This is a genomic window from Endozoicomonas montiporae CL-33 (assembly GCF_001583435.1).
GTDB classification, from domain to species: domain Bacteria; phylum Pseudomonadota; class Gammaproteobacteria; order Pseudomonadales; family Endozoicomonadaceae; genus Endozoicomonas_A; species Endozoicomonas_A montiporae.
Window position 1 is genome coordinate 2,322,290 of record NZ_CP013251.1, and the last position, 25,513, is coordinate 2,347,802.

Sequence of the window (25,513 nt, forward strand, 5' to 3'; positions counted from 1 at the left end):
CCAGGCATGATAAAACAAAAACTGACCGGTAGCTGGCTGAAAAGCTATTGACGATCTCTGGTCAGAAGAAGTTTGCCCAACCGTTTCAGATTGCCGGCAACAACAGCCAGTGCAACGTATCGCTTAAAGCCCTCAATGCCTTTATCCGGACACTTATCGAGGCCGTTGGATTCCAATGCATTTATATCCGACTCCACGGCTGAGTGTTTTCTTTTTGCCCGGATAAATTCCAGATGGGTTTCACGCTTTTTGTCACTGGCTGACAGTCTGCCTTTCTTGGGCAGAACCGGACGTTCAAGAAGAGCTTCCAACTTCTCAAGATTGTCCGGGCTCCAGAAACCCTTGTCGTAGCTCACCTGATTCAATGCTGGAAACCGCTTTTTAGCATCTTCTGCCATAGGTACAGTAACCTGGTCGTCTGTTTGCTTTTGCATGACCTGATGATGCAAAGTAAAACCAAATTGATCCTGTAGCACGCAAACTCGTAGCCCCAGTTCTACCGGTGTACCGGCCTTGCCTTTGCTGATCCACTCGGTGTGTGGTTCAAAAATCGAGAATATCTTCTCGCTATGGGGAATCTGTTCGTGCTCAATAACTCGCCGGTAAATCAGAGCTATCTGGTGCTTGCCGTGAGCAATGTGGTATTTGAGATTTTCCAGCCTTGGTTCATCGGGTTGTTTCTTCACCAACAAAGACAAGGTCACTTCCGCCTTGTGCAGAACGGCGCTGCTGTACTTGATGTACTCAACATGAGCCATCTCAATATCGTGCTGTCGCAGGCGCTTTTTCAGCTCACAGGAAGCGCCGGAGTGTTTCAGGTTCCGCGCTTTGTGGTAACGCTTACGGTGTTGATTCTTGAGATATTCACGCTGGCGCCACCCCGGAAGCTGGTATTGTTCAGCAAGGGTTGATGCAAACTCGATACTTTTACGGCAAGCATCGCTCAACAGGCTGATATCCGTAGGGAAGTGGACATCGGTTTTAACTACGAACGAATCGGCACGGCCATGTAACGGTTCGTCTTTTTTTTAACCAGCATATGGCCTGCTGCCACGACGACCTGATTGATCTGATCGAGAATTTCAGGGGTGAAGTGGCTGATATTATCCTGCAATGTCTGTATATGGTAAGAGCGCGTACAGTAAGGACCGTGGCCAAGCATTTGTCTAAGAGAACCATGTTCATTGGCAAGCTCTCTCAGACGGTCGTAGTCGCAGTTAGTAACCAAACGAAGTGTGCCAAGCACCAGTATTTTCCAGAACTCCATACCGGGACGACCATTGTTCTGGTCAGTGGTGGTCATGGTATCGAGTACCTGAAAAACCTGATTACGCAGTTCGATATTTGTCCATATGTGCTGTAAAGCCCGCAATAGCCGGGGAATATCGTCCCTCGATTTGGCGTCGAAGGTGATGGCAGAGATATCAATCTCTCCCAGCTGCATTTGTGGGTTGATGGTTTGGCGCATAAATTGAGAAAAACAGCCTGTTTTGGGAAATCTTCATGAACTATATGGGGCTGCAGGCTTCTGTATTCAAGTGCTTGAGGGTTTCCGGACAGGCACTATGTAACTGCAAAAGCCATTGGCAGTCCAGAACGTCAGACTTACGTCCGGCAACATTCTTTACATGTCGTGCATTGACCAGTTTTACATCAAGCCCCCGGGATTCCAGTATTTCAAACGCAGGTATCCAGTAAATCCCGGTTGACTCCATCACAACGGTGGTAATGCCAAGCTTTACGAGCCAGTCAGCCATAGCTTCAAGGTCTGCGGTAAAACAGCCAAATGAACGCACCGGTTGTTCATCTAACTCTTCTGGCACTGCAACAAAGTGTGACTCTGACCCGATATCAATACCGGCGGCAAAGAGATTGATTTTCTCCAGATGTCCAGCAATACGCTTTTTGACTCTGTCAGAATGGGAACGGTTGGATTTGCTGCGGCGAGACATGGTTTACCCTCTATACTTCTGTGCGAAGGCATATCCGGATATGGGGCTGTCGATGATTCGCATTCTTCCGAACGAGATCGCATATTGCGTCATCAGTGATGTTGTCGCCAGCTCCCCGACCACGCTTTCAAACGGGCAAAAGGCACCAGTGTGTTTACGGTCTCTGGTCCGGATATGTCTTCCTTTCTATCATAGGCATGTAGGCAGTAGTTGGGAGAAAAGTTACTCATAGATGTTCAGCCGGGGGCCCGGCTTGGAGCGCTTTCAATATACTGGTTCCGGAACGTCCCTGACTTTGAAGGGATTAAGACAATAGTTTGATAAACTTCGGGAACAGGAACCCCTCCACGACCTGCATCAATACACCACACCCACCATCATGCTTTAATCCCCCACAAGCTTGTAAACCATCACATCGCACTGGCTCCGGTTTACTCTACAGCGGTCAAAAAACTATCCAATAAAAAGGAAAAGGTGTATGGATAAGCACGAAAGCCTGTATCAGTTGATCAGAAGAATGGACCGTATTTTGTGGGCGATTCCTGTGCTGATCAGTGCATTAACATTGCTGCTGTGCTTCATGCTCTGGGAAATGGTACTGGCGTATTTTGAAACACCGGGGCAGTACCTCAGAGGGACAATTGCAGGTTTGCTGACCTTTGCCCTGCAGTACCATATGTTGAAACACGCCTGGAAGCCCAATAAAAGTCTGGCTGCCATTACCCAACCGGGTGAAGATGAAAAAGTCTGTCCGTTCTGTGGTGAGTGCATTGATCTTCATGCCCGGTTCTGTTGCCATTGCCGGCAGCGTATTCCCCATTGGGACAAGCAGGGGAAGCCCTTTCAGCATAAAACCCGCTGGTCATTGCAACGTTGTGATCAGTGCGGTGCGTTGTCCCGACGCAATTATGGCAATGAAGAACGTATTTTATGCAAGCGCTGCCATTAAGGAACCATAATGACTGCCATGCTGCAAAACACGGGTCGCACATTTATTGTCAGCCGTCATTCTGCCAGCATTGAGTGGATTAAACAGCAGGGCTATGAGCACGCTGAAGTGATTCACCACTTTGCGGCAACTCAGTTACAACGAGGCGACCTGGTCATTGGCACCTTGCCGGTGCATCTTGCCCGTGAAATAAATGAGCAGGGTATACGATTTATTTATTTCAGTATTAACGTGCCTGAGTCCATGCGGGGAAAAGAAATCAGTGCCGGATTGCTAAGCACTCTGAACCCAAGGCTGGAAGAATTGCAGGTATCGGCCTGTCATCACCAGCCGGTAGAAATTCGACAATCTGAAACACTCTTGCATCGTCTTGCTGACTGCTTTCGCTCCCACGATCGTCACATCATGATTTTTGGTTTGGGGTGTTTGCTGTTTGTGATCTTTCTTTATCTGGGTGAGTGGGCCGCTAACAATACCGTTAATTTGCCGCTTATTAACGATGTGGATGTAAATGGCAATCCTAAAACTGTGGCGGTGATTCTTGATCAGGCAGGCATAGTGTTCAGCTATGTGACCGTTGCGTTTGCGGCTCCTGCGTTGTTATCGATTTACTTTCGCTTTAAACGCTCCATCAAAGGACCGATTAAAGGTAAGGCCGTCAATATGGATCAGCTAACCTCGAAATACAAAGCAGGCATGGTGCTGGCCACACAAGAGCGCAACAAGCTGCCTTACTGGTTACTGAACCGAATTGCCCTTGGTCAAAAAAGACTGACTCTTGCGGTGTTGTATACCGACCAGACTCGGGAATCCGCAATAAAAATGATTGATACCTTTGCCGGTGAGATCGACTTCTGTATGCAACCCAGCGATTCCGATCAGGATCGTTTATTACAGCCTCTTAACTATCAGGCCAATCGCGAAGTAGCCCGCCGGATGATTGATAAATTCCTCGAACAGGTGAATGCCAGAGCTGAGGAAACGTTTATTGATATCACTGGCGGTACCGTGGTGATGTCGGTGTCCATGATGGAGGCGGCGAAAGAGCGTGGGATGAATGTGCTGTACACTTCCAGCCGCGAGATGGTAACGGAAAAAAATTATCGGCTGAAAGAGGTGGCGTCTACCATTGACCTGTCGCCTGAATCACTTTAACTCGATGCTGCAGTTTTTGATATTTGAGGGAGAGCAGGAAATGGCAGGGTGGCATAAGAGCAGACTACTACTGCAGCTCCGAATTCAAGCCTTGCGAGATTCCATCATAGCCACAGCAGCAGGTTGGAGGTAAGATCTCATAGGAACTTAATAACCGTCAAGTGTCGTATCTTGCTAATTCGCCCATTACCCGTTGTCACTGCCTTTCTGGATGCTTTGAATGATTCGCTCAAGTCCATCAATTCCTCTGCGCAGTTGAGTAGATCCCAGAAAGTGGCACTGGGCGTTTTTATCATGGGAATCGTGGTAACTAAAACTATTAACTGGGCTGCTTTTGAGCGCAGAAGCTTAGGCAGATTCAAAGCGACCCGTCTGTGCTGGATGTTTTATCAAGCAGAAATTGCATGGCAAAGCCTGCTACAGGCCAGCGTCAGAAATATTCTTCTACGCTATGGAATACAAAGTGGAACCCTTGCTATCGACGATACAGGAAAAAAGCGCACTAAAAGGACTTCAAAAATCGACGGTGCCCATAAGATAAAAGACAAATCAACAGGTGGTTATTTTAATGGGCAGGAACTGGTGTTTATGGTGCTCGTTACTGAAGTAGCTACCTTTCCAGTAGGGTTTCGCTTTTATATTCCTGACCCTGAGTTATCTGCATGGAGGAAGAAAGACAAGGCGCTCAGGAAGCAAGGCATTCAGAAAAAAGAACGACCGAACCGTCCTGAGCCAGATCATGTTCGTTACCCCACCATGCAGTCGTTGACGCTGGTTATGCTGCAAGAATTTGTTGATTCGTTTCCCAACATTACGATCAAAGCAATTCTCGCTGATGCACTGTATGGCACAGGAGACTTTATGGATAAGGCTGCGGAAATAACAGGCGGAGCCCAGGTTGTCAGCCAACTGCGCTCGAATCAGAAAGTATCCAACCGAAACCACTCGGAAGCGACTCTCAAAGCTTACTTTTCGCGCCAGAAAGGCGCTGAAACTCAACTCATAATACGCGGTGGCAAAGAAGAGCAGGTCACGATGCTGGCTGCTCGGCTGTATGTTAAGGCTCATGGGAAAAGACGTTTTGTTATTGCCCTGAAGTATGAGGGTGAAGAGGATTATCGCTATCTGGTGGCTTCAGATATGTCATGGCGGCATACCGACATAGCCAGGATTTACACCTTGAGGTGGTTGGTCGAGGTTTTCATTCAAGACTGGAAAGCTCATTGTGGCTGGAACAGGTTGAGCAAACAGCAAGGTGCTGACGGATCGCAGCGCGGCGTGATCCTGAGCCTGCTGTGCGAACACATGCTGTTACTGCACCCTGAGCAATTCGTCCTACTGAAAAACAAACAGGCCGGAATGCCCGCAGGCTGTCTGATCGAACGCCTCAATGCAGAAGCCTTGCTTGCTACGGTGAAATCAGTGGTTGAATCGGAAGATCCAGATACCGAGCTTAAGGCTCTGGCCTTAGCCTTAGAGCATACTTTGCCCAAGCGGGAGTCGAGCAGGCATATGGCTGGTAGAGACCTGGGAGAACAAAAGGCAACTGACTCACTCAAAGCACACGCCCGGAAGTTTAAACTTTTAGATGCAGCTTAGAATCGAGATAAATACGTTACTTGTTTAGGTAAAACTGCAGCATCGAGTTTAACGCTGTGAGGGCTTTTTAGAGGGTAACAGCTTGTTAAATTCCCGGTTCAAAGCCCGATAACGCTTTATTGCCCAGACAATGACAAGCCAGACAGCAAGATTGGCGATCAGATTTAATACAACTAATTGTTCCATCGTGAGACTCGTTTTTTATTGTTCTCTGCGGGTTTTTCAAAAGGTACTCGCCATACCAGAAAGCAGACACCGCTTACCAGTCATCGAAGCTGCTGCCTGTGCCACCAAAGCTGTCAAAAGGATCACTCGATAACCCACTTCCTGAAGAAAAGCTGTCAAAAGGATCATTCGATAATCCACTTCCTGAAGAAAAGCTATCAAAAGGGTCATCGTGCAGCCCAATGCCAGAAGAAAAACTGTCGTGTGAATCAGTACCGTAGGGGTTGCCCAACACATCAACACTGCCAGTCCCATCTATCATGGGTAATCCGTTGGCAGGGTTAATAGACGAGCTACCCAACGATGATGACAATGAGTCATTGTCAAAATGGCTGATGGATAATTCGTCGTGGTAGCGGGCACTAAGATCTGTACCAAAGGGGTTGCCCCCGACATCCACACTGCCTATACCGTTGACCATGGGCAGACCGGTAGCCGGATTAACGGTAGGGAAATCATCGGTCGCTGACGAGTAGGAATGTGACCGGGTGTCGTTTCTTTCACCGGTAAAAAAGCGGGTTAACCAGTTGAATAGCCCCATTGTTTTTTCCTTTTATAGGGTGGGTTAGTATTGGTTTTGACTAACGCTATAGGACAGGGCGCATTGTGTGGGTTTTCACAAGCTTGTGAGTAGATGAAAGCCCCTGAAACATAAATCAATAACTTACAGACCCCCTTAGCAGATGATACCTAAAAACCATGAAAAATGGCTGTTTTTCACTATACGTAGATACAGTGTTTGCTAACCCCCTTTGCAAGCCTATGAATCTAAAGTACTATTTGGACTCTGGGGTTCCGGAACATCCCTGACTTTGAAGGGATTAAGACCGTTCTACATCTGCCGCAGGCACCGGGTAAACCGTTCCGGAACATCCCTGACTTTGAAGGGATTAAGACGAATCCAGCAGTTCAAACAGGTTACGCTGAAATGTTCCGGAACATCCCTGACTTTGAAGGAATTATGACCATTCATTAATCGCCTCTGCGTTTATCTATATTGTTCCTGAACGCCCTTGACCTTGAAGTATGAGGCTATTCTGCTTGCTTCCATTTGGTGTGAGTTTCTTCTGAAAAAAACTGCCTGCGACACATTCTGTCGTTTCCCACAAACATAATAAGTACAACATTTTTACACGGCTTAAGTCAGATATTGAGCTTCCGCAAAGCAATCGGCTTTACCTTGGTGGATCTCTGTCCATTTTGATCCGCTCTGGTAGGATTCAGAATAGTTTCAGAAAAGTTTTCCGGTAGCTCGACATCCTTTCTATTTTCATATTGCTGTGTCAGGAGTCGTTATGTCTCAAAAAGAACCGGGGCTGGAACAAGAGCTGCTGGATGAGTTGCTCAAAACCTGGCAGGAAAATCCAAATCAGAGGTTAACCCAGTTGCTGGTGAATGTGATTGCACCGCGTGAGCCTTGTCCCGGAATTTTTTACGTTGAGGACTCAAGGTTGATTGAGTTACTGAAGAAAGCCAGAAGGCAGTAAGAGCCGGAAGTGTTCACAGATAAAGCAGATTATTGATTGGGGGCAGTATGATCATTAAATTTAAAAAGTGGTTCGATGAACTGGCTGAAAATGCCATTCTGGTAAAAAAAGCCAAGGCCAGTGCCAAAGGTGATGAAAGCAAGTGGGGTAAGGAAATCTGGCGCAGCTCGGAAAAAAATAAACAAATTAAAATGAAATTCCGTGATGAAGGCGCAAAGCTTGGCTTACGCTCAAGACCTTCTTATGTGACTGGAGCAGGGGAATGGCTTTATGACTTTATCTGGAGAGAATTTGATCACTCTGGCAATCTTATTGGTGTAAAGCTTGCAATGGAAATTGAAATGTCAGATATGAACCTAAAAGGTATCCGTTATGACTTCAATAAACTGCTGCAATCAGATGCAGAATATAAGGTAATGGTATTTCAGCTCAAAGAAGAAGCAGAAGTTAATGAGGCTCTGGATAATCTGCATATGGCATTCATGTCATACCAGGCCAAAGCCCCTGCGCATTATCTTCTGGCAGGATGGTGTACCAGAAAACAGAAATTTATTTTCCATGACTTTTTGTGATCATTAGCAGATAACGATGTGGTGTTGTAGGGGAGGCTGCCTGACTGACTCCCTACATTGCTGCGACACATTCTGTCATACCGCCATAGATAATCCGTTTTGTCATCATTCAATTAAGCAGTGTTTATTATGCAATCCGTTGTTGAGTTTCAAAAAAGCACGCCAGTTATTTCAGATAAAGTTCGACTATGGATATTAAGAACCCTGATTCGCTGCGGTGGTATTAATAATCTGGACAGTCTCTATGAAGGGGATGCCCTTATTGAGGCTCTGGAGCTCCGAGGCAATACAAATCCGTGCAATAGTGACTTTGACAAAAAACAGGCATTGCAGACTTTTCGCTTCATGTTACTGGAGTCAGATGACAGACAATATTATGAGCCTGAATCACAGTTGACGCACAACCTTCAAAAACTGTCTCTGCTTATTGGTTTGTCGCAGGTTGAAACTCATCTGCTTGAATTTGCCATCCTGCTACAACATGAACCGGCCCTTGAGTCTGCGGTTAATCTGCTGGAAAACATGGGTTATAACAAATTACTACTGGTTTTATCATTGGTGTTGGATCTGTCCGAGCAGGAAGTCAGAACGGCATTGTCGCCGGAAGGTTTGTTGAACCGCTCGGGTTTGCTGGTTGTAGAACGAAGCGGCTCGAACTACCTGTCCGGCAGAATGGAGTTGTTGTCTTATAGTTTTGCCAGTCAGATAGTATTCAGTGATGGTTCGCCTGAAACTTTGCTTCGCGACGTTATCCACTCCGGTTCATCGACCACTCTGACACGGGATAACTTTGAGCATATCAAAAGTAACTTTCATCTTCTGGAGCAATGGATAAACCATGCTTTTGCTATGAATCGACGTGGTGTCAATGTTCTTCTGTATGGTGAGCCGGGAACTGGCAAGAGTGAATTGAGTCGCTTGATGGCTGAGTTAATGGAGGTTCCTCTTCTGGAAGTGTCCTCTGAAGATATCGATGGTGACCCGATATCCGGTGAGAAACGGCTACGGGCCCTGAGAGCCAGTGGCGTATTCTTTGCCAACAAGCCTTGCATACTGGCATTCGATGAAGCGGAAGATGTGTTCGATAGCGGCAATGGCCCATTCTTTGGCAGAAGCATTGCCCAGAGTCGTAAGGCGTGGATAAACCGCACTCTGGAAGAAAACGTGATACCGACCTTCTGGCTGACCAATTCGGTAGAATCTATTGATCCTGCATTCATTCGCCGGTTTGACCTGGTGATTGAACTGAAAGTTCCGCCCAGAGCCCAGCGGGCAAAGATGATTCAGTTGAACAGTCATGGATTGCTGGATGAATCATCGGCATATCGACTGGCTGCGTCTGAACATTTGGTGCCGGCTATCATCCACCGGGCTGCAGGTATTGCTTGCGAGCTTCAGGGGCAGCTGGGCGATGAGCCACCGCAGGATACTTTTGAGCGACTGACGAGCAACACCCTGAAAGCCCAGGGGCATTCTGTTCCCGGGCGCTATGATCCATCCGTACTGCCTAATCATTATGATCCGGAGCTGATTAATGCCAGTGAGAATCTGTCGGTCATCAGCGATGGACTGATTCGCAGACAGGCAGGGCGACTGTGTATCTATGGCCCGTCCGGTACGGGTAAAACCGCCTATGCCCGATGGCTGGCAGAGCAACTCAATAAACCATTGGTCATCTGTCGTGCTTCTGATTTGTTGGGAAAATACGTGGGAGAAAGTGAAAAGAATGTCGCCCATGCCTTCAAAAAAGCGGTCGATGAAGATGGTGTGCTGTTGTTAGACGAAGTGGATAGCTTTCTAACCCGAATATTTCATAAAAGGAGGCAAGTTCCGCCCAATCACTTGATATAATTGGGTCGAACAAAAGAAAGCTTCGGAAGAAGCAAACCGGAACTTGCCATGCCCAAATCTACACAAGAACAGCTTCGTTTTCATCCCTCAAATGGAAAAACCATCCGGGCAGACTTCAATGGTGGGGAGTTATCTTCTGACTTTGGCACTCTGCTGCTACGGGAAACCATTCTGCAGAGCGGTCTTATCTGCAAAATGACTGATGCCATCAATGACAGACGCCATCAATCCTATATCGACCACTCCCTGAAAGAACTTCTGGTTCAGCGGGTTCTGCAAATGGCCTGCGGCTATGAAGATGCCAACGACAGTAACCGTTTGCGTAAAGACCCTATGTTCAAACTGGCCACTGGTCGCAATCCGTTGGACAGCGATAACCATCTCGCATCAGCGCCCACTTTTACCCGGCTGGGACAATCTATGACCCGCTCCGACATTTACAGGATGGCTGAAGCATTTGTGCATCACTTTATCAGCAGTTACAAGCTGCCACCTCCGGTGATCGTTATCGATCTTGATCATACACCGGCCATTACTCATGGTGGCCAGCAGATGAACCTGTTTAATGCCAAATATCAGGACTACTGCTACTTGCCCCTGATGATTTTTGAGGGACTCAGCGGCAAGCTGATTACGGCGATTCTTCGTCCGGGGAAAACCCCAACGGGCAAGGAAAATGCAGCCATTCTCGAACGGGTCATTCGGCTGCTTCGGAAAAAGTGGCCGAAAACCCATCTACTGGTTCGGGGAGACAGCCACTTCGCTCAACCAGAGTTAATGTGGGTGGTTCAGAATGCCCCTCATTCGGATTATGTCCTGGGCAAAGGTGCAGGCCACAAAACGGCTTTGCGGCCAAAAGCCAAAGAGTTGTTGGATGAAGCGCGTCAAGCTCTGAAGGTCAAGACTGAGCTGGCAAGACTGAACAACATGCCAGAACCTGATCGGCTCAGACTTTACGGGGAAGCAGAATACCAGGCCAAGAGCTGGAAAGGTCTCGATACCCGGATAATTTACAAGGCGGAGGTCAACCAAAAAGGCGACAACCCTCGTTTCATTGTGACGTCGATGAAGGAAGCTTCTCCAGAGGTAATTTATGAAGAGCTTTACTGTCCAAGAGGACAGGATGAGAACTTCATCAAACATCTGAAAAGTGATCTGTCCGGCGACAGATTGTCCGATCAGGGCTTTTTGGCTAACCATTTGAGAATGTTTTATGCCTGTGCCGCTTATGTTTTGCACTATGAGTTAAGAACCAAGACTTTGAAAGGTACGGAGCTGGAAAAAGCGCAGCCATCAACGGTGATCATGAAGCTCTGTAAAGTTGCAGTCAAAGTGGTTGAATATAAAGACCGAATTAAACTTCATCTGCCGCGTAGCTGCCCATTCAAGAGGCTTTTGCAGCATGTGACAGAAGTCTTTTACCAGATGCCGATACTTCGACCGGGGTAGCAACTTTCATAAGACTCAATCAAGGTACATAGCAACCAGATGAAAGAGCCTTGGGGCTTTCCGTTATCCTGAAATAGCAGGATTCGTTGATTAGCGTCTAATCTGTAAGCAAGTATGGGCTGCAATGTCTTTCACATGGTTAACAGAGCAACAGGCTTGCGGAAAAGTCCAAAATTAAGAGGATGGGATGGTAGTTGCTGCTTGTTTATGAAATATCCGGGCTAAGAGATCGTCGCAGTGCCGAAAGAAGCTGGGAAGCAACACTGGTTAACGAAATGCTGACACAGATGGAGGCCTTCCCAGGGGTTATGGTGGCTTCTACAAACCTTATGGATGGTTTGGATCAGGCAGCACTGCGCCGTTTTGACCTGAAAATCAAGTTTGACTTCCTAAGGCCTGAGCAGGCACAACGAGTGTTTTTTGAACATTGCAAATTGCTGGATATGGAATCAAGCCCGGAAGCAGAAGCAGGCGTTCGACGACTGAATAACCTGACTCTGGGCGATTTTGCACTGGTAATGCGGCAGCAGTTGTTTAACCCGATCGAAAATCCTGCCACGCTGCTAAGCCGGTTAAAAGCCGAGTGCGATGTGAAGGAGGGTGTTAAACGCCCGATTGGGTTTGTTAGTTAATTGGTCTGGTAGTGTGTGGGTTAATAGGACACATAGGTAAAAGTCATGCCTCAAATTGTTATGCACATTGATGAGATTGCACGAAAAAAACAACGTGATGTATTGATGTTGATAGGGTGCTCTCTCTGACTGATTGAAACAAAAGTACGCATTTTAAGCGACTATTATGAAGACAACTTATTATCGCTAAATCCTGCCATCATGCCTGCATCCGTCATTGCCCGTCAGTCAAAAACTATCGTACTGCAAATTGAAGTACCCATTGAATCTAACAACATGCTGAGTCTTGAAGATGGATTGCAGCGAGCGTTGAATGAGGCAGGAGTACTTGGCACTCAAGAATTATTAAAGTTGTTTGAACCACCCAACAACGAACCTATTGTCCTTAACCAGCAAAAATGGAGCTATAAGGGGAAAGTGCTAAAGCACTACGAAACCCTTTACGGATGCGTGCCCATGGAACGCTCTGTCTATCAGGGTGTCAGAGGTGGAGTCACTCTGGCTCCGCTTGATTATCACTCTGGGATTGTTGGCTCAGCTACGCCCAAATTTGCAAAAACTCTCGCCTGGAAGTACAGCCAGATGCCTGCTCCCGCAGTAAAAGAAGATTTTGAAACCAACCATCAAAGAGTGTTGTCAAACTCCTATATCAAGCACTTATCCGACAGGGTCTGTGCATTAATTGAAGATCAAAAAAAGACTCGTTATGATTTACCGCCGTTACCAGAGGCAGTGGAAACCATTGCTATAGGACTTGATGGCACCTGCATGCTGCTTTGCGAAGAAGGCTGGCGAGAAGCCATGTGTGGAACCTTAAGCCTTTATTCTGCCAATGGCGACAGACTTCACACAATCTACACGCCAGTTCGCCTGAATATGGTAAACAAAGCTTTATGAACAAGCTGGACGATGAGATTGCGGATCTCAAACGTCTCTATCCGCAAGCAACATACATTGGCGTAGCCGATGGAGCTAAAGAAAACTGGCGATACCTGAAGCAGCATACCTCAGCTCAAATACTCGATTTTTTTCATGCCTCAGAGTATCTGGGAGGAGTGGCAGAAGCGTTGTTTCCGAGCAGTAAAGCCAAGAGAAAGCAGTGGCTTGAAGACAAGCTCCACAACCTGAAAAACAAGCGAGGGGCAGCCAAAAAAATACTGAAAGAAATTGAATCTGCCGAACTCCCGAAAAAGACTACTGCACTGATAGAGAAGCGTTACAAGGCGGTGACCTATTTTACGAACAACCATCATTTGATGAAATACCATCAAGCCCTGAAACATAACTGGCCGATAGGCTCTGGAGTGACAGAAGCTGCTTGTAAGACATTGGTCAAACAACGGCTGTGTGGTTCAGGTATGAGGTGGAAACCAGCAGGTGCAGAAGTTCTTCTTGAAACGAGGTCTTTGATCCAGAGTAAAGGGCGTTGGAATCAACTTTGGTCTAGCTTTATGTCAGGCAGGATGATAGTTGATTTTTGAATCAACTATCAAATTGAGAGAGCACCCTGTTGATATTCAAAGATGATTCACAAAATATATTTCATTTTGACTATGAGAAGATTGAAGCAAGAGAAACTGTAATTAAATGGCTTGATGACCAAAAGGTACCTTATGCTCCTTGTATGGGCATAGCCTCTGAAAATTGTCTGGAGCCGTATACTGGGAATTTATACCTTGACGTGCCTTTTGATGAGGGGGATGAAAGCTATAAAAAACTTGCCGAGTTTTTTGAACACCCGGATGGTTCCATGAAGTTTGATGATGTTGTTTTTGTCTATTGTCCATTAGATATGGCAATGAAAAATGCTCATCATGATGAACCAGGGTTCTGGGACGATTGGGCTAGAAATTTTTAAATTAATAAATATGGTAATGAATCAAATGGTTTTACATCAGATTGAAAAAATAATCTTAGCCCGAATATTTCATAAAAGGAGGCAAGTTCCGCCCAATCACTTGATATAATTGGGTCGAACAAAAGAAAGCTTCGGAAGAAGCAAACCGGAACTTGCCATGCCCAAATCTACACAAGAACAGCTTCGTTTTCATCCCTCAAATGGAAAAACCATCCGGGCAGACTTCAATGGTGGGGAGTTATCTTCTGACTTTGGCACTCTGCTGCTACGGGAAACCATTCTGCAGAGCGGTCTTATCTGCAAAATGACTGATGCCATCAATGACAGACGCCATCAATCCTATATCGACCACTCCCTGAAAGAACTTCTGGTTCAGCGGGTTCTGCAAATGGCCTGCGGCTATGAAGATGCCAACGACAGTAACCGTTTGCGTAAAGACCCTATGTTCAAACTGGCCACTGGTCGCAATCCGTTGGACAGCGATAACCATCTCGCATCAGCGCCCACTTTTACCCGGCTGGGACAATCTATGACCCGCTCCGACATTTACAGGATGGCTGAAGCATTTGTGCATCACTTTATCAGCAGTTACAAGCTGCCACCTCCGGTGATCGTTATCGATCTTGATCATACACCGGCCATTACTCATGGTGGCCAGCAGATGAACCTGTTTAATGCCAAATATCAGGACTACTGCTACTTGCCCCTGATGATTTTTGAGGGACTCAGCGGCAAGCTGATTACGGCGATTCTTCGTCCGGGGAAAACCCCAACGGGCAAGGAAAATGCAGCCATTCTCGAACGGGTCATTCGGCTGCTTCGGAAAAAGTGGCCGAAAACCCATCTACTGGTTCGGGGAGACAGCCACTTCGCTCAACCGGAGTTAATGTGGGTGGTTCAGAATGCCCCTCATTCGGATTATGTCCTGGGCAAAGGTGCAGGCCACAAAACGGCTTTGCGGCCAAAAGCCAAAGAGTTGTTGGATGAAGCGCGTCAAGCTCTGAAGGTCAAGACTGAGCTGGCAAGACTGAACAACATGCCAGAACCTGATCGGCTCAGACTTTACGGGGAAGCAGAATACCAGGCCAAGAGCTGGAAAGGTCTCGATACCCGGATAATTTACAAGGCGGAGGTCAACCAAAAAGGCGACAACCCTCGTTTCATTGTGACGTCGATGAAGGAAGCTTCTCCAGAGGTAATTTATGAAGAGCTTTACTGTCCAAGAGGACAGGATGAGAACTTCATCAAACATCTGAAAAGTGATCTGTCCGGCGACAGATTGTCCGATCAGGGCTTTTTGGCTAACCATTTGAGAATGTTTTATGCCTGTGCCGCTTATGTTTTGCACTATGAGTTAAGAACCAAGACTTTGAAAGGTACGGAGCTGGAAAAAGCGCAGCCATCAACGGTGATCATGAAGCTCTGTAAAGTTGCAGTCAAAGTGGTTGAATGCGAAGCCTTGAATTCCCCGCAGCTTGCTGCGAACTACTCAAGAGCTAACTTGATACCCCGGAGCTTGCTCCGGGGTAGTTCATTATAAAGACCGAATTAAACTTCATCTGCCGCGTAGCTGCCCATTCAAGAGGCTTTTGCAGCATGTGACAGAAGTCTTTTACCAGATGCCGATACTTCGACCGGGGTAGCAACTTTCATAAGACTCAATCAAGGTACATAGCAACCAGATGAAAGAGCCTTGGGGCTTTCCGTTATCCTGAAATAGCAGGATTCGTTGATTAGCGTCTAATCTGTAAGCAAGTATGGGCTGCAATGTCTTTCACATGGTTAACAGAGCAACAGGCTTGCGGAAAAGTCCAAAATTAAGAGGATGGGATGGTAGTTGCTGCTTGTTTATGAAATATCCGGGTTAGAGAGTGCTGAGAATTTAAAAGTATCTTTAGATCGTTATTGGCCTGTGATAAATCCTGAAGATAATGGGATACAGGAAAGCAACCTGACAGTTCATCTGGCTCATGCCTCTATGCAATATGGCTTGCTCTGTTACCCAGAAGCATCTCATGGATACAATAAAAATGGGAACAAGCGCATAGACTTGCTCGTTAATGGTGACATTGAAGGCCAGGAAGTAACATTTCTGGTTGAGGCTAAAAAAATGTATTCATCGGAACAGGCCTCGAAAATGTTTTGTGATTTCCAAAAAATGAAAATATTTGCTCCAGTCAGTGATAGTATAAAAAAGCCTGAGTATGCTGTGTTACTTGCAGTGACTGTCAGCTCTAGCAATGCTGAGTGGTGGAGCAATCCCTACGAGTGTAGTAGCAATGGCTGGAATCAGCTGATGGGCGCGCTTAATCAATGCGAGGTCCATGGCACAATTATGCTTGATACACAGTACCGTCAGCATATTGTTTATGCGATTGCAAAACTGTAATAAGTTGCGATATATCAAAACAGAGACTATCTGTCTTGAAGTATAAATGAATAATGTCGTATATAGCGATATCATTCATTAAAATTGAATACGAAAAATCAGATGTCAAAGCGTTCCTCTGCCATGGATACCAGCCTGCTGATGCTGGAAATGTTAAAAAGAATCCCTAAAAACCGGTGGATTACTGCCAAGGAGCTGCAACAACAGCTGAGCGATGCCGGGTTTGAGCGTGATATTCGTACTATTCAACGGCATTTGAACAACTTGGCTGGCAGCAGTCAGTTCAACATTATCCTGAATGATCTCGGTCACCCTTATGGTTATCGCTGGGGTAAACATTCAGAAGGATTCACCACAAGCAGCCTGAGTACTCAGGAGTCATTAATTCTCAGGATGGCTGAAGAGTATTTAAAAAATCTGTTGCCCAGTAACCTGATGGCCTCTATGTCCGGATTTTTTGAAGAAGCCAACCGTAACATCAACCAGGCTCCGGATTTGCAAAAAGAATCAGAATGGTTGTCTAAGGTGATTGTGACGCCGGAAAGCCAGCCACTGCTGCCACCCCAATTGCAGGAAGGGGTTTTTGAGCAGGTAAGCCATGCGCTTTATAACAACTGCTGGCTTCAGATTTCTTATACAAATGCAGAGGGTATCAACAAGGGCGCTCAGGTAATGCCGCTGGGACTGGCTCAGCAGGGGCCACGGATGTATATGGTGTGTCGCTATCGGGGTTTTCAGGACGACCGGGCATTGGCACTGCACCGTATTGAACAGGCAAGGGCAATGACTTTGACCTTTGATCGTCCGGAAGACTTTGACCTGAAACAGTTTGATGCCGAGAGACGTTTTACCTACGGACGTGGAGAAAAGGTGAAGCTGTCGTTTTCCATACAGAAAGATGCTGGTCTGCATATTCTGGAAAGTCGCTTGTCTGAAGATCAGGAGCATATCGACAAGGGTGACTGGTATGATATCAGTGCTACGGTTGTTAAATCTGCTCAGCTTAAATGGTGGCTAAATACTTTTGATGACCGGATAAAGGACATCTGTTACGAGCCGGCTCAAGAAATGGACGATGCCCATCAGGAATTGGAAACCGGCCCTGAATCGATTCATGATTGAGTTCGAAGACCGGCTGAGAGACCATGTCTGAAATCAGGCGGAGACACAGTTAAATTTACAGTCTCTCAATACAGAAAAGGCCGGCAAAATGGGCGGTCTTTCATCGTTTGGTTTTGGTGTCGTCTTTAAATGAATTGCTTACTCAGAAGCCAGGCAGTCTCTTACCACCTGAGCAATTTCATCCAGTGTTTTGTAAATTGTACTCAGTAGCTTTTCATTACCAAACTCCGCCTTTGACAGAGTAGCGAATAGGCGGGTTCTGTCTTTCCAACGCTTTGTTGTCTTTATACCAAAGTGAGTAGCAAGATTGTCAGCCAGATGTTCGGACTTGAAGCCTTTTCGTACCAGTCCCAGAGTCAGATGGTAATGTTCAGTACAGGGGCTCTCATTCACTTCAAGATAAAGTGAGTGGCAGTCTGTAGTCTCGTTGGTGTAATCTTTCCAGTCCTTCAGAATGGCAGTTGCACTGCCCTTGTCAGTATGGCTCTCGATATTTTTATCTTTGTCCAGAGCAACTTCTATCCATTCAAACTTAGAATACTCGCTCAATGAGTACAGTAGTTCAGCGTTCTGCTTCAGGAATTTAACCAGTTGTTTGGTGGTGCGTTGCCGGGTGCCCTCCATTTTTGGTTGTTGTCTGAAAAAGGCGATATCGCCATCGTTTTTGAACGCAGGAAGCGCTGTTTCAGGAATGGGTGGTGAACGTTTAGTCTGAGGTGCTTCAATATCAGCAAAGTTCCCGAACTCGTACACTGACCAAAAAGAATATCAGTACTTTGTTTTTTTTCTCCAAAGTCAGGGCAGTTCAGGAACTATAAAACGGGATGAATGTATCAATTCAAGCTTGTGTCTAAATCTACGTCAGGAAGAATAGATTGTGGTTTAAAGTTAACCTTGTAGTGATAGGTACTCACATCCACTGACTCAAGCTGTTCTGCAAAGTAAGTAACATTATCCGACAGACCAAGAAAATGTTTCTTGAACGAATTCTCGCCAGTTTTGCAGGTGACATCAAGTTTCTTACCATCAGTATCTGCTTTGATTGAGCATCGTCCCTCAACGGTGAGCATATAAGTATCCGTAATTCCATTGTAGAAAACGATGCGCCGGTTCAGCTCAAACATATCGGCTTTTCTGGAAAGGTTACTCGATGCGATTTGTGCGTCACGGCTGCATCCGGATACCAGAACAGCTGCTATTGTAGAGATTGTGATGAATATCTTTTTCATTTTTTAGATCCATTTTTAACGAGGGACAGATAGAAAAAAGCTTTTTAGATGAATTGTTACAGGCTGCTGACCTCTTTAGGCGGAGGGCTAAAGTTAAGTCTTTTGTGAAAGCAGGTGGATTACTTATTGTTTCTAAAGTCAGGGCAGTTCCGGAACACAGCTAAAAACGACATCAAAAAGCAATTTAAGTCTTAATCCCTTCAAAGTCAGGGCAGTTCCGGAACAATGAGCTGAAGATGCTCGGCTCTAAACAAGTCTTAATCCCTTCAAAGTCAGGGCAGTTCCGGAACATCGCCTCCTGTCTTATTCAAAAAACAAAACTCGTCTTAATCCCTTCAAAGTCAGGGCAGTTCCGGAACTCAAGAGCGCATTGAAGCCGTCATAGCTGGAACGTCTTAATCCCTTCAAAGTCAGGGCAGTTCCGGAACGAAAGGTTACCAGAATGGCGGACTTATCATTGTCTTAATCCCTTCAAAGTCAGGGCAGTTCCGGAACAATGAGCTGAAGATGCTCGGCTCTAAACAAGTCTTAATCCCTTCAAAGTCAGGGCAGTTCCGGAACTAATGCCAACACCCTTGGAGAAGGTGGGCATAAGGTCTTAATCCCTTCAAGGTCAGGGCAGTTCCGGAACTCTGAAAGTTTGTCCAGTTATCTCAAGGCATACAGTCTTAATCCCTTCAAAGTCAGGGCAGTTCCGGAACGAAATGATGAACTGCATTCAGTTGAATAGTTAGTCTTAATCCCTTCAAAGTCAGGGCAGTTCCGGAACCCCAGAGCCCAAATAGTACTTTAGATTCATAGGCTTGCAAAGGGGGTTAGCAAACACTGTATAAATACATAGTGCCTGTCAGAAAACCTCAGAAAATTCGCAGCGAATTCTGGCTGTCATGCACCCATCGCAGCTGAATTCTACTGTTATGGCAAGTAGAGGCTATTTTTTGTACTCAGCAGCGTGAAGTAAAAGCAAAAATGCCACTTCTGAAGCGTGCAAAACCCTCATGCCAGGCATGATAAAACAAAAACTGACCGGTAGCTGGCTGAAAAGCTATTGACGATCTCTGGTCAGAAGAAGTTTGCCCAACCGTTTCAGATTGCCGGCAACAACAGCCAGTGCAACGTATCGCTTAAAGCCCTCAATGCCTTTATCCGGACACTTATCGAGGCCGTTGGATTCCAATGCATTTATATCCGACTCCACGGCTGAGTGTTTTCTTTTTGCCCGGATAAATTCCAGATGGGTTTCACGCTTTTTGTCACTGGCTGACAGTCTGCCTTTCTTGGGCAGAACCGGACGTTCAAGAAGAGCTTCCAACTTCTCAAGATTGTCCGGGCTCCAGAAACCCTTGTCGTAGCTCACCTGATTCAATGCTGGAAACCGCTTTTTAGCATCTTCTGCCATAGGTACAGTAACCTGGTCGTCTGTTTGCTTTTGCATGACCTGATGATGCAAAGTAAAACCAAATTGATCCTGTAGCACGCAAACTCGTAGCCCCAGTTCTACCGGTGTACCGGCCTTGCCTTTGCTGATCCACTCGGTGTGTGGTTCAAAAATCGAGAATATCTTCTCGCTATGGGGAATCTGTTCGTGCTCAATAACTCGCCGGTAAATCAGAGCTATCTGGTGCTTGCCGTGAGCAATGTGGTATTTGAGATTTTCCAGCCTTGGTTCATCGGGTTGTTTCTTCACCAACAAAGACAAGGTCACTTCCGCCTTGTGCAGAACGGCGCTGCTGTACTTGATGTACTCAACATGAGCCATCTCAATATCGTGCTGTCGCAGGCGCTTTTTCAGCTCACAGGAAGCGCCGGAGTGTTTCAGGTTCCGCGCTTTGTGGTAACGCTTACGGTGTTGATTCTTGAGATATTCACGCTGGCGCCACCCCGGAAGCTGGTATTGTTCAGCAAGGGTTGATGCAAACTCGATACTTTTACGGCAAGCATCGCTCAACAGGCTGATATCCGTAGGGAAGTGGACATCGGTTTTAACTACGAACGAATCGGCACGGCCATGTAACGGTTCGTCTTTTTTTTAACCAGCATATGGCCTGCTGCCACGACGACCTGATTGATCTGATCGAGAATTTCAGGGGTGAAGTGGCTGATATTATCCTGCAATGTCTGTATATGGTAAGAGCGCGAACAGTAAGGACCGTGGCCAAGCATTTGTCTAAGAGAACCATGTTCATTGGCAAGCTCTCTCAGACGGTCGTAGTCGCAGTTAGTAACCAAACGAAGTGTGCCAAGCACCAGTATTTTCCAGAACTCCATACCGGGACGACCATTGTTCTGGTCAGTGGTGGTCATGGTATCGAGTACCTGAAAAACCTGATTACGCAGTTCGATATTTGTCCATATGTGCTGTAAAGCCCGCAATAGCCGGGGAATATCGTCCCTCGATTTGGCGTCGAAGGTGATGGCAGAGATATCAATCTCTCCCAGCTGCATTTGTGGGTTGATGGTTTGGCACATAAATTGAGAAAAACAGCCTGTTTTGGGAAATCTTCATGAACTATATGGGGCTGCAGGCTTCTGTATTCAAGTGCTTGAGGGTTTCCGGACAGGCACTACATAGAGAAAAACAGCCTGTTTTCATGGTTTTTGGGTGTCTTCTTGTAAGTTATTGATTTTTTATTTTCCTGTTGTTTCAGGGCTTCACAAGCTTGCCAGATACCCTGTCGTTTAAATGATGCTCTACTCTTTGTCCGTCATACAACAGGGGCTTGCATCAACAATTCCTGCAAGACGTTGTGATTAAATAATACCGCACGAATGATTAGAGAGGGTAGGGGGCAGTTATGGACACTGTTATTTTCAGCGGCCTTCTGGCACTGATGGCATTTATTGCAGGTGCCGGGTTAGCCATGTCGAGAGCTAAAAATCAGCAGGGTGAACAGCAAGCTGAACTGAAACAATCACGACTGGAACGTGAGCGCCTTACGCAACAGTTAGATAATGCCGTAGAAGAGCAAAGGCAACAGGAGCAGGCATTACTGGACAGCCGAATTACCTGCGAACGCACGGAAACGGAAAAGCAGGCCTGCATTGATAATCTGGCTCGTGTCGAGCAGGCATTCACAGAACTCAGTACAAAAGCCGATGCTTTGCAGGTTTCGGAACAAACTGCAAAAGAGCTGTCGGCAACCGCAAAAGAATCCTCGGAGCAACTCGGTCAGAAGCTGGCTGATACCAGTGAGCGCCTGAAGGCGTTGCAGGAAAAATACGACGATGTTTTAAATCGAGAGCAGCAGGCGCGTGAAGCCGCCACTAAAGCGTCTGAAACCGTTGAACAAATGTTGATGCAAAAACAGGAGCAACAACAGGCCTATCAGGAACGTGTTGGTGACCTGAATGAGCGAGTCAGTGGGCTTCAGAAAGAGATTGGGGACAATGTAAATACTCACAATCTGCTGGGTCAGCAGCTTTCTGAAAGTCGGGAAGCGTTAAATAAGGCAGAAACCCGTCTGGAAGAACAGGTTGCAAGCCTGGAAAATCGTAAAGTATGGTTTGATGATGCGCTCCAGGAAAAAGAACAGAGAATTGCAACGTTGGAAACACAGATTAAAGATCAGGCCAGTGTACGCACCCATCTTGAGCAGCAGCTTTCTGAAAGCCGTCAGGTTGTAAAAAAGATTGAGGCCGAGCTTGATGCCCAGAATAAAAACGCCGGTCATTACAAAAGCTGGTGGGAGAAAAGCCAGCAGGATCTGGATGCGAAACATACCGAGTACAGCACGCTTTTGGAGCAGCACACCCGTCTGACGACCGAACTTGATCAACGGGAGCAGCATTTCAAAGAACAGTTTGATCAGTTGGAACTGAACCGGAAAACCCTGAAAAAAGAGTTTGAACACCTTGCCAACGAGGTGCTGGAAAAGAAAGGCCGTAACTTCAAAGAGCTGAATAAAGAAAGCTTGCAGAACCTGCTGAACCCGATTCAGGCAGAAATGAAAGGTTTTCGGGATAAGGTGGAAAAGATTCATGAAAGGGATTCCGAGCAGCGTATTCAGCTGAAAACGGAAATGGAAAGTTTGCAAAAACTGAATCAGGACATCACTGAAAAAGCGGACAAGCTGGCAACGGCACTGCAAGGACAGAAGAAAACCCAGGGTAACTGGGGCGAACTGATGCTGGAAAATGTGCTGGACAGTTCCGGTTTAAGACTGGGGGTGGATTACAAACGGGAAGTTAGTCTGAAGTCGGAAGACGGGCAACAGCAACGGCCTGATGCCATCGTATACCTGCCTCAGAATAAACATATGGTGATTGACGCCAAAACGTCGCTGGTGTCCTATACCGAATATGTTAATGCCGAGACTGACGTAGTCCGGCAGCAGGCACTGGCAGCCCATGCAAAGGCTGTGAGTGACCGGATTACCGAACTGGCCGACCGGAATTATTATAAATTGCCGGGGCTGAACTCACCCGAAATTGTCATTATGTTTGTGCCTATTGAGTCGGCTTACGTTGAAGCGTTGAAATACGATGATTCACTGTATCAGCGAGCGATTGAGCAGAATGTGCTGGTTGCGACACCAACCACTTTGCTGACCAGTCTGAATATTGTACGACAGCTGTGGCGTTTTGAAGAGCAGAATAAACACACGGCAGAGCTCGCCAGCAGGGCAGAGCGGTTTTACAACAAATTGAATGGTTTTTTAACCAGTATGCAGGCGGTTGGCAATCAACTGGATAAAGCCAAAGACAGTTATCTCAAGGCGTTTGGGCAGCTGTATACCGGTAAAGGGAATCTGATTAAGCAGGCTTCAGAATTCAGGGATTTAGGAGTATCGGTCAGAAAAGAGCTGCCGGACGAGCTGGTAGACCGCGCCCATTTGGAGTTGGAACACTTACCGGAGAAAGCAGCCGCAGAAAGCTGATTTTTAGACGTTGACCAGCAAGGCTGTTTTGCCAGATCCTTTGTTGTCTGATTGATCAAAGCAGGTTTCTCTGGAGAGGGGGAGCCTGCTTTTTTTGTTAGTCCCTTCAAAGTCAGGGCAGTTCCGGAACCATAACAAGAATGTTTATGAGTTAGCAAGAACGTCTTAATCCCTTCAAAGTCAGGGCAGTTCCGGAACTTATCTCAAAGCGCGAAAGCGAATTGAAAGAGTCTTAATCCCTTCAAAGTCAGGGCAGTTCCGGAACGTCATTACCTGATTGGTCAGGGCGTTGCTCCAGGTCTTAATCCCTTCAAAGTCAGGGCAGTTCCGGAACCCCAGAGCCCAAATAGTACTTTAGATTCATAGGCTTGCAAAGGGGGTTAGCAAACACTGTATAAATACATAGTGAAAAACAGCCTTTTTTCATGGTTTTTGGGTGTCTTCTGCTAAGGGGTCCTGTAAGTCATTGATATTTGTTTTGAGAGCTATTTCTATTATTTCACAAGCTTGTCTGAGTACAAAATGGGTTGCATTTCATTAGACTGTATCCGGTCAACACGGGAGTCATCGTCATGTCTGCCAAACCATGGATTGTTTGTTATGACATCAGTAATAACAAAAACAGAAACCGGGCACTCTATCGTTTGCGCAAATTATGCGACGGTCGTCAAAAATCGGTATTCGAATGCTGGTTCACAGAAGCTGAGCTGACTGAACTGTATGAACAATTGCTGCCGTTAATTGATGAAGGTGATTCCTTTTTTTGTTTGCCTGTCAGCCGTAGCCGTTCGGTTATTCGTCTGGGGCAGGCAGAATCTCTGCTGTTCAGTGATATGTTGCTGGTGGCCTGATATGACTCATCTGATTATTAATGATCGTGTTGCATCACTGGAGTGTCAGGCTCAGGCGTTACTGATTCGTATGCAGGATAAACCTCCTCTGGCTATTCCACTGAGAAGACTGGATACACTGGTATTGTTGCATTCAGTGGATATTCCTAGCCGTTTGATCAGCACCTTGCAGCAGTTGGGTATTTCTCTGGTGTATATCAATACCCACACCTTGTCTCGCAGTTTTACCATTGCACCTCCCGGTTCAACACTGGCTATTCGTAAACGCATGCAGTTGATGCTGCTTAATGACCGGCAACAGCAAGTTGATATGGTTCGCTTCTCGCTTGAGGTCAAATTTCAGCGCATGCTCAGTGTTATTGAAGAATGTTACAAGTCTCGTAAAGAGCAGCAGCGCCCCCTTTTTTCTGCAAAAACTCTGGTTCAGCAGTGTCGAACCGGCCTGTCAGAGGCTGCTTCGCTGAATGAACTCAGAGGGCTTGAAGGTAAAGCTCAGCAAGGGTGGTTCAGGGCTTATCAATACCTGTTGCCCGACAGCCTTGGTTTTATCCGGCGACAGCGAAGACCACCACGAGACCCGGTCAATGCACTGCTATCACTGACGTATATGCGAATTTATTTGTTGTCCTGGCAAGTGGCATTGAGCACAGGTCTGGAGCCTTCCATTGGTTTTTATCATGAATCGGCTCCGAACCGGCAATCACTGGCCTGTGATTTAATGGAACCTTTGCGGCCTCTTGCCGAGCTGTTTGTGATGCGTATATTTAACCGGCAAAGACTGAGGTCGAGAGATTTTTATTCGTGCCAGCAGGGGTGTTTCCTCAAGAAGGAAGCCTTAACTCAGTTTCAGTCAGACTTTGAAGATCAGTGTGTGGTATGGCAGCGGCTGTTATGGGTGTACGCCAGAAAAATTATTCAACTGACTGATGAGGCAGAACATCGATGACTAAAGCAAAAGACTGGCTAATTTGCTACGACATTTGTCAACCGGGAAGGCTGACGAAGGTTCAGAAGTTGTTACGACAGGAAGCGTTTTGTTTACAACGGTCTGTGTACTTTGCCCGGCTAACACAGCGGGATCTTGAAAATCTGATCGGTGAGCTTGAGCAGATAATAGACTCGCGTTGCGATGATCTTCGCTTATTTCCACAAAACGCTGATGCAGCGATCCGGTGGTGTGGAAAGCCTTTGTTTCCTGAGGGGATCTCCTTTAGTGCGGGGCCGAGGCTTGTTGCTATTTCGCCCTGACATCAGCACTGTGAGGCTTCTGACGGGTAGGAGGGCATCAATCTTTCATTATTACCTGTAATGATTTG

General features: G+C 46.5%; 22 protein-coding genes, 3 pseudogenes and 1 CRISPR repeat array. Of the genes and pseudogenes, 18 read left to right on the forward strand and 7 right to left on the reverse strand.

The features are described from left to right. Positions 1–44: 44 nt before the first annotated feature. Positions 45–1,468 (reverse strand): ISNCY family transposase gene (locus EZMO1_RS25490; protein ID WP_236631984.1). Its coding sequence is split into 2 segments (ribosomal slippage): positions 45–1,024 and positions 1,024–1,468, totalling 1,425 coding nucleotides; the frame shifts between segments, so codons are not numbered across the junction. A 94-nt stretch (positions 1,469–1,562) separates the two neighbouring features. After that, positions 1,563–1,898: pseudogene (locus EZMO1_RS10610) on the reverse strand (IS110 family transposase); the annotation flags it as partial. Positions 1,899–2,430: 532 nt separating this feature from the next. On the opposite strand from EZMO1_RS10610, the gene EZMO1_RS10615 reads away from it, so the two are divergent. The 3 genes from EZMO1_RS10615 (at position 2,431) to EZMO1_RS10625 (ending at position 5,655) form a co-directional block, all read left to right on the forward strand. Beyond that, positions 2,431–2,901 (forward strand): hypothetical protein, encoded by a 471-nt coding sequence (locus EZMO1_RS10615; protein WP_034873187.1) that lies wholly within the window; start codon positions 2,431–2,433, stop codon positions 2,899–2,901. Between the two features lie 9 nt (positions 2,902–2,910). Beyond that, positions 2,911–4,056 (forward strand): CRISPR-associated protein Csx16, encoded by a 1,146-nt coding sequence (csx16, locus tag EZMO1_RS10620; protein ID WP_051789421.1) that lies wholly within the window; start codon positions 2,911–2,913, stop codon positions 4,054–4,056. Between the two features lie 171 nt (positions 4,057–4,227). Continuing rightward, positions 4,228–5,655: a transposase gene (locus EZMO1_RS10625; RefSeq protein WP_145912468.1), complete on the forward strand. Its 1,428-nt coding sequence runs from the start codon at positions 4,228–4,230 to the stop codon at positions 5,653–5,655. 48 nt (positions 5,656–5,703) lie between these two features. Here EZMO1_RS10625 and EZMO1_RS26755 read toward each other — a convergent pair whose 3' ends face one another. Further along, the gene (locus EZMO1_RS26755) at positions 5,704–5,841 is read right to left on the reverse strand and encodes a hypothetical protein (RefSeq protein ID WP_160174016.1); all 138 of its coding nucleotides are present in this window, start codon (positions 5,839–5,841) and stop codon (positions 5,704–5,706) included. Between the two features lie 73 nt (positions 5,842–5,914). After that, on the reverse strand, positions 5,915–6,421 hold the full coding sequence (locus EZMO1_RS10630; RefSeq protein WP_034873188.1) for a hypothetical protein: 507 nt from the start codon (positions 6,419–6,421) through the stop codon (positions 5,915–5,917). Positions 6,422–7,175: 754 nt separating this feature from the next. On the opposite strand from EZMO1_RS10630, the gene EZMO1_RS10635 reads away from it, so the two are divergent. The 11 genes and pseudogenes from EZMO1_RS10635 to EZMO1_RS28410 form a co-directional block, all read left to right on the forward strand. After that, on the forward strand, positions 7,176–7,367 hold the full coding sequence (locus EZMO1_RS10635; protein WP_034873190.1) for a hypothetical protein: 192 nt from the start codon (positions 7,176–7,178) through the stop codon (positions 7,365–7,367). Between the two features lie 47 nt (positions 7,368–7,414). Next, positions 7,415–7,939: a hypothetical protein gene (locus tag EZMO1_RS10640; RefSeq protein WP_034873191.1), complete on the forward strand. Its 525-nt coding sequence runs from the start codon at positions 7,415–7,417 to the stop codon at positions 7,937–7,939. Positions 7,940–8,068: 129 nt separating this feature from the next. After that, positions 8,069–9,790, forward strand: coding sequence for an AAA family ATPase (locus EZMO1_RS10645; protein ID WP_051789424.1), 1,722 nt, complete (start codon positions 8,069–8,071; stop codon positions 9,788–9,790). A gap of 48 nt (positions 9,791–9,838) precedes the next feature. Continuing rightward, the gene (locus tag EZMO1_RS10650; protein ID WP_034873155.1) at positions 9,839–11,239 is read left to right on the forward strand and encodes an IS1380 family transposase; all 1,401 of its coding nucleotides are present in this window, start codon (positions 9,839–9,841) and stop codon (positions 11,237–11,239) included. Between the two features lie 194 nt (positions 11,240–11,433). Continuing rightward, on the forward strand, positions 11,434–11,871 hold the full coding sequence (locus EZMO1_RS10655; protein ID WP_034873192.1) for an AAA family ATPase: 438 nt from the start codon (positions 11,434–11,436) through the stop codon (positions 11,869–11,871). A gap of 201 nt (positions 11,872–12,072) precedes the next feature. Then, the gene (locus EZMO1_RS10660; protein WP_061509446.1) at positions 12,073–12,768 is read left to right on the forward strand and encodes a hypothetical protein; all 696 of its coding nucleotides are present in this window, start codon (positions 12,073–12,075) and stop codon (positions 12,766–12,768) included. Next, positions 12,765–13,352: a hypothetical protein gene (locus EZMO1_RS10665; protein WP_061509448.1), complete on the forward strand. Its 588-nt coding sequence runs from the start codon at positions 12,765–12,767 to the stop codon at positions 13,350–13,352. The genes EZMO1_RS10660 and EZMO1_RS10665 overlap by 4 nt, the downstream gene beginning before the upstream one ends. Positions 13,353–13,381: 29 nt before the next feature. Continuing rightward, the gene (locus tag EZMO1_RS27290) at positions 13,382–13,729 is read left to right on the forward strand and encodes a hypothetical protein (RefSeq protein ID WP_051789427.1); all 348 of its coding nucleotides are present in this window, start codon (positions 13,382–13,384) and stop codon (positions 13,727–13,729) included. Positions 13,730–13,886: 157 nt separating this feature from the next. Then, positions 13,887–15,372: pseudogene (locus EZMO1_RS10675) on the forward strand (IS1380 family transposase). A 194-nt stretch (positions 15,373–15,566) separates the two neighbouring features. Continuing rightward, positions 15,567–16,118, forward strand: a complete 552-nt coding sequence (locus EZMO1_RS10680) for a hypothetical protein (RefSeq protein WP_034873194.1) — start codon at positions 15,567–15,569, stop codon at positions 16,116–16,118. 444 nt (positions 16,119–16,562) lie between these two features. Next, a pseudogene (locus EZMO1_RS28410) lies at positions 16,563–16,838 on the forward strand (hypothetical protein); the annotation flags it as partial. A gap of 540 nt (positions 16,839–17,378) precedes the next feature. Here the strand turns inward: EZMO1_RS28410 and EZMO1_RS10690 are convergent. The 3 genes from EZMO1_RS10690 to EZMO1_RS25500 all read right to left on the reverse strand — a co-directional run bounded on the left by EZMO1_RS10690 (position 17,379) and on the right by EZMO1_RS25500 (position 20,938). Further along, complete coding sequence (locus EZMO1_RS10690) at positions 17,379–17,993, reverse strand: hypothetical protein (protein WP_034873195.1); 615 nt, start codon at positions 17,991–17,993, stop codon at positions 17,379–17,381. Between the two features lie 80 nt (positions 17,994–18,073). Beyond that, positions 18,074–18,469, reverse strand: a complete 396-nt coding sequence (locus tag EZMO1_RS10695) for a beta-sandwich lipoprotein (RefSeq protein WP_034873196.1) — start codon at positions 18,467–18,469, stop codon at positions 18,074–18,076. A 188-nt stretch (positions 18,470–18,657) separates the two neighbouring features. Then, positions 18,658–19,238: a CRISPR direct-repeat array (repeat unit 36 nt; unit sequence GTCTTAATCCCTTCAAAGTCAGGGCAGTTCCGGAAC). A 276-nt stretch (positions 19,239–19,514) separates the two neighbouring features. Beyond that, a protein-coding gene (locus EZMO1_RS25500; protein WP_244886738.1) for an ISNCY family transposase occupies positions 19,515–20,938 on the reverse strand; the annotation gives its coding sequence in 2 pieces (ribosomal slippage) (positions 19,515–20,494 and positions 20,494–20,938; 1,425 coding nt in all). 326 nt (positions 20,939–21,264) lie between these two features. Between EZMO1_RS25500 and EZMO1_RS10710 the strand changes: the two genes are divergently transcribed. The 4 genes from EZMO1_RS10710 (at position 21,265) to cas2 (EZMO1_RS28100) (ending at position 25,445) form a co-directional block, all read left to right on the forward strand. After that, positions 21,265–23,346: a DNA recombination protein RmuC gene (locus EZMO1_RS10710; protein ID WP_236631940.1), complete on the forward strand. Its 2,082-nt coding sequence runs from the start codon at positions 21,265–21,267 to the stop codon at positions 23,344–23,346. A gap of 572 nt (positions 23,347–23,918) precedes the next feature. Further along, entirely contained in the window at positions 23,919–24,197 is a 279-nt protein-coding gene (gene cas2 / locus EZMO1_RS10715) for a CRISPR-associated endonuclease Cas2 (protein WP_051789433.1), read from the forward strand. A gap of 1 nt (position 24,198) precedes the next feature. Then, the gene (gene cas1 / locus EZMO1_RS10720) at positions 24,199–25,143 is read left to right on the forward strand and encodes a CRISPR-associated endonuclease Cas1 (protein ID WP_051789435.1); all 945 of its coding nucleotides are present in this window, start codon (positions 24,199–24,201) and stop codon (positions 25,141–25,143) included. Beyond that, on the forward strand, positions 25,140–25,445 hold the full coding sequence (gene cas2, locus EZMO1_RS28100) for a CRISPR-associated endonuclease Cas2 (RefSeq protein ID WP_051789436.1): 306 nt from the start codon (positions 25,140–25,142) through the stop codon (positions 25,443–25,445). Before cas1 ends, cas2 (EZMO1_RS28100) begins: the two co-directional genes overlap by 4 nt. Positions 25,446–25,513: the final 68 nt, after the last annotated feature.

What these genes read in the sequence shown, in the direction of transcription:
- EZMO1_RS10615 (WP_034873187.1), top strand. Translation starts at nt 2,431, where the DNA reads ATGGATAAGCACGAAAGCCTGTATCAGTTGATCAGAAGAATGGACCGT.
- csx16 (WP_051789421.1), top strand. Translation starts at nt 2,911, where the DNA reads ATGACTGCCATGCTGCAAAACACGGGTCGCACATTTATTGTCAGCCGT.
- EZMO1_RS26755 (WP_160174016.1), bottom strand. Translation starts at nt 5,841, where the DNA reads ATGGAACAATTAGTTGTATTAAATCTGATCGCCAATCTTGCTGTCTGG.
- EZMO1_RS10630 (WP_034873188.1), bottom strand. Translation starts at nt 6,421, where the DNA reads ATGGGGCTATTCAACTGGTTAACCCGCTTTTTTACCGGTGAAAGAAAC.
- EZMO1_RS10635 (WP_034873190.1), top strand. Translation starts at nt 7,176, where the DNA reads ATGTCTCAAAAAGAACCGGGGCTGGAACAAGAGCTGCTGGATGAGTTG.
- EZMO1_RS10640 (WP_034873191.1), top strand. Translation starts at nt 7,415, where the DNA reads ATGATCATTAAATTTAAAAAGTGGTTCGATGAACTGGCTGAAAATGCC.
- EZMO1_RS10645 (WP_051789424.1), top strand. Translation starts at nt 8,069, where the DNA reads ATGCAATCCGTTGTTGAGTTTCAAAAAAGCACGCCAGTTATTTCAGAT.
- EZMO1_RS10650 (WP_034873155.1), top strand. Translation starts at nt 9,839, where the DNA reads ATGCCCAAATCTACACAAGAACAGCTTCGTTTTCATCCCTCAAATGGA.
- EZMO1_RS10660 (WP_061509446.1), top strand. Translation starts at nt 12,073, where the DNA reads ATGCCTGCATCCGTCATTGCCCGTCAGTCAAAAACTATCGTACTGCAA.
- EZMO1_RS10665 (WP_061509448.1), top strand. Translation starts at nt 12,765, where the DNA reads ATGAACAAGCTGGACGATGAGATTGCGGATCTCAAACGTCTCTATCCG.
- EZMO1_RS10695 (WP_034873196.1), bottom strand. Translation starts at nt 18,469, where the DNA reads ATGAAAAAGATATTCATCACAATCTCTACAATAGCAGCTGTTCTGGTA.
- EZMO1_RS10710 (WP_236631940.1), top strand. Translation starts at nt 21,265, where the DNA reads ATGGACACTGTTATTTTCAGCGGCCTTCTGGCACTGATGGCATTTATT.
- cas2 (WP_051789433.1), top strand. Translation starts at nt 23,919, where the DNA reads ATGTCTGCCAAACCATGGATTGTTTGTTATGACATCAGTAATAACAAA.
- cas1 (WP_051789435.1), top strand. Translation starts at nt 24,199, where the DNA reads ATGACTCATCTGATTATTAATGATCGTGTTGCATCACTGGAGTGTCAG.
- cas2 (WP_051789436.1), top strand. Translation starts at nt 25,140, where the DNA reads ATGACTAAAGCAAAAGACTGGCTAATTTGCTACGACATTTGTCAACCG.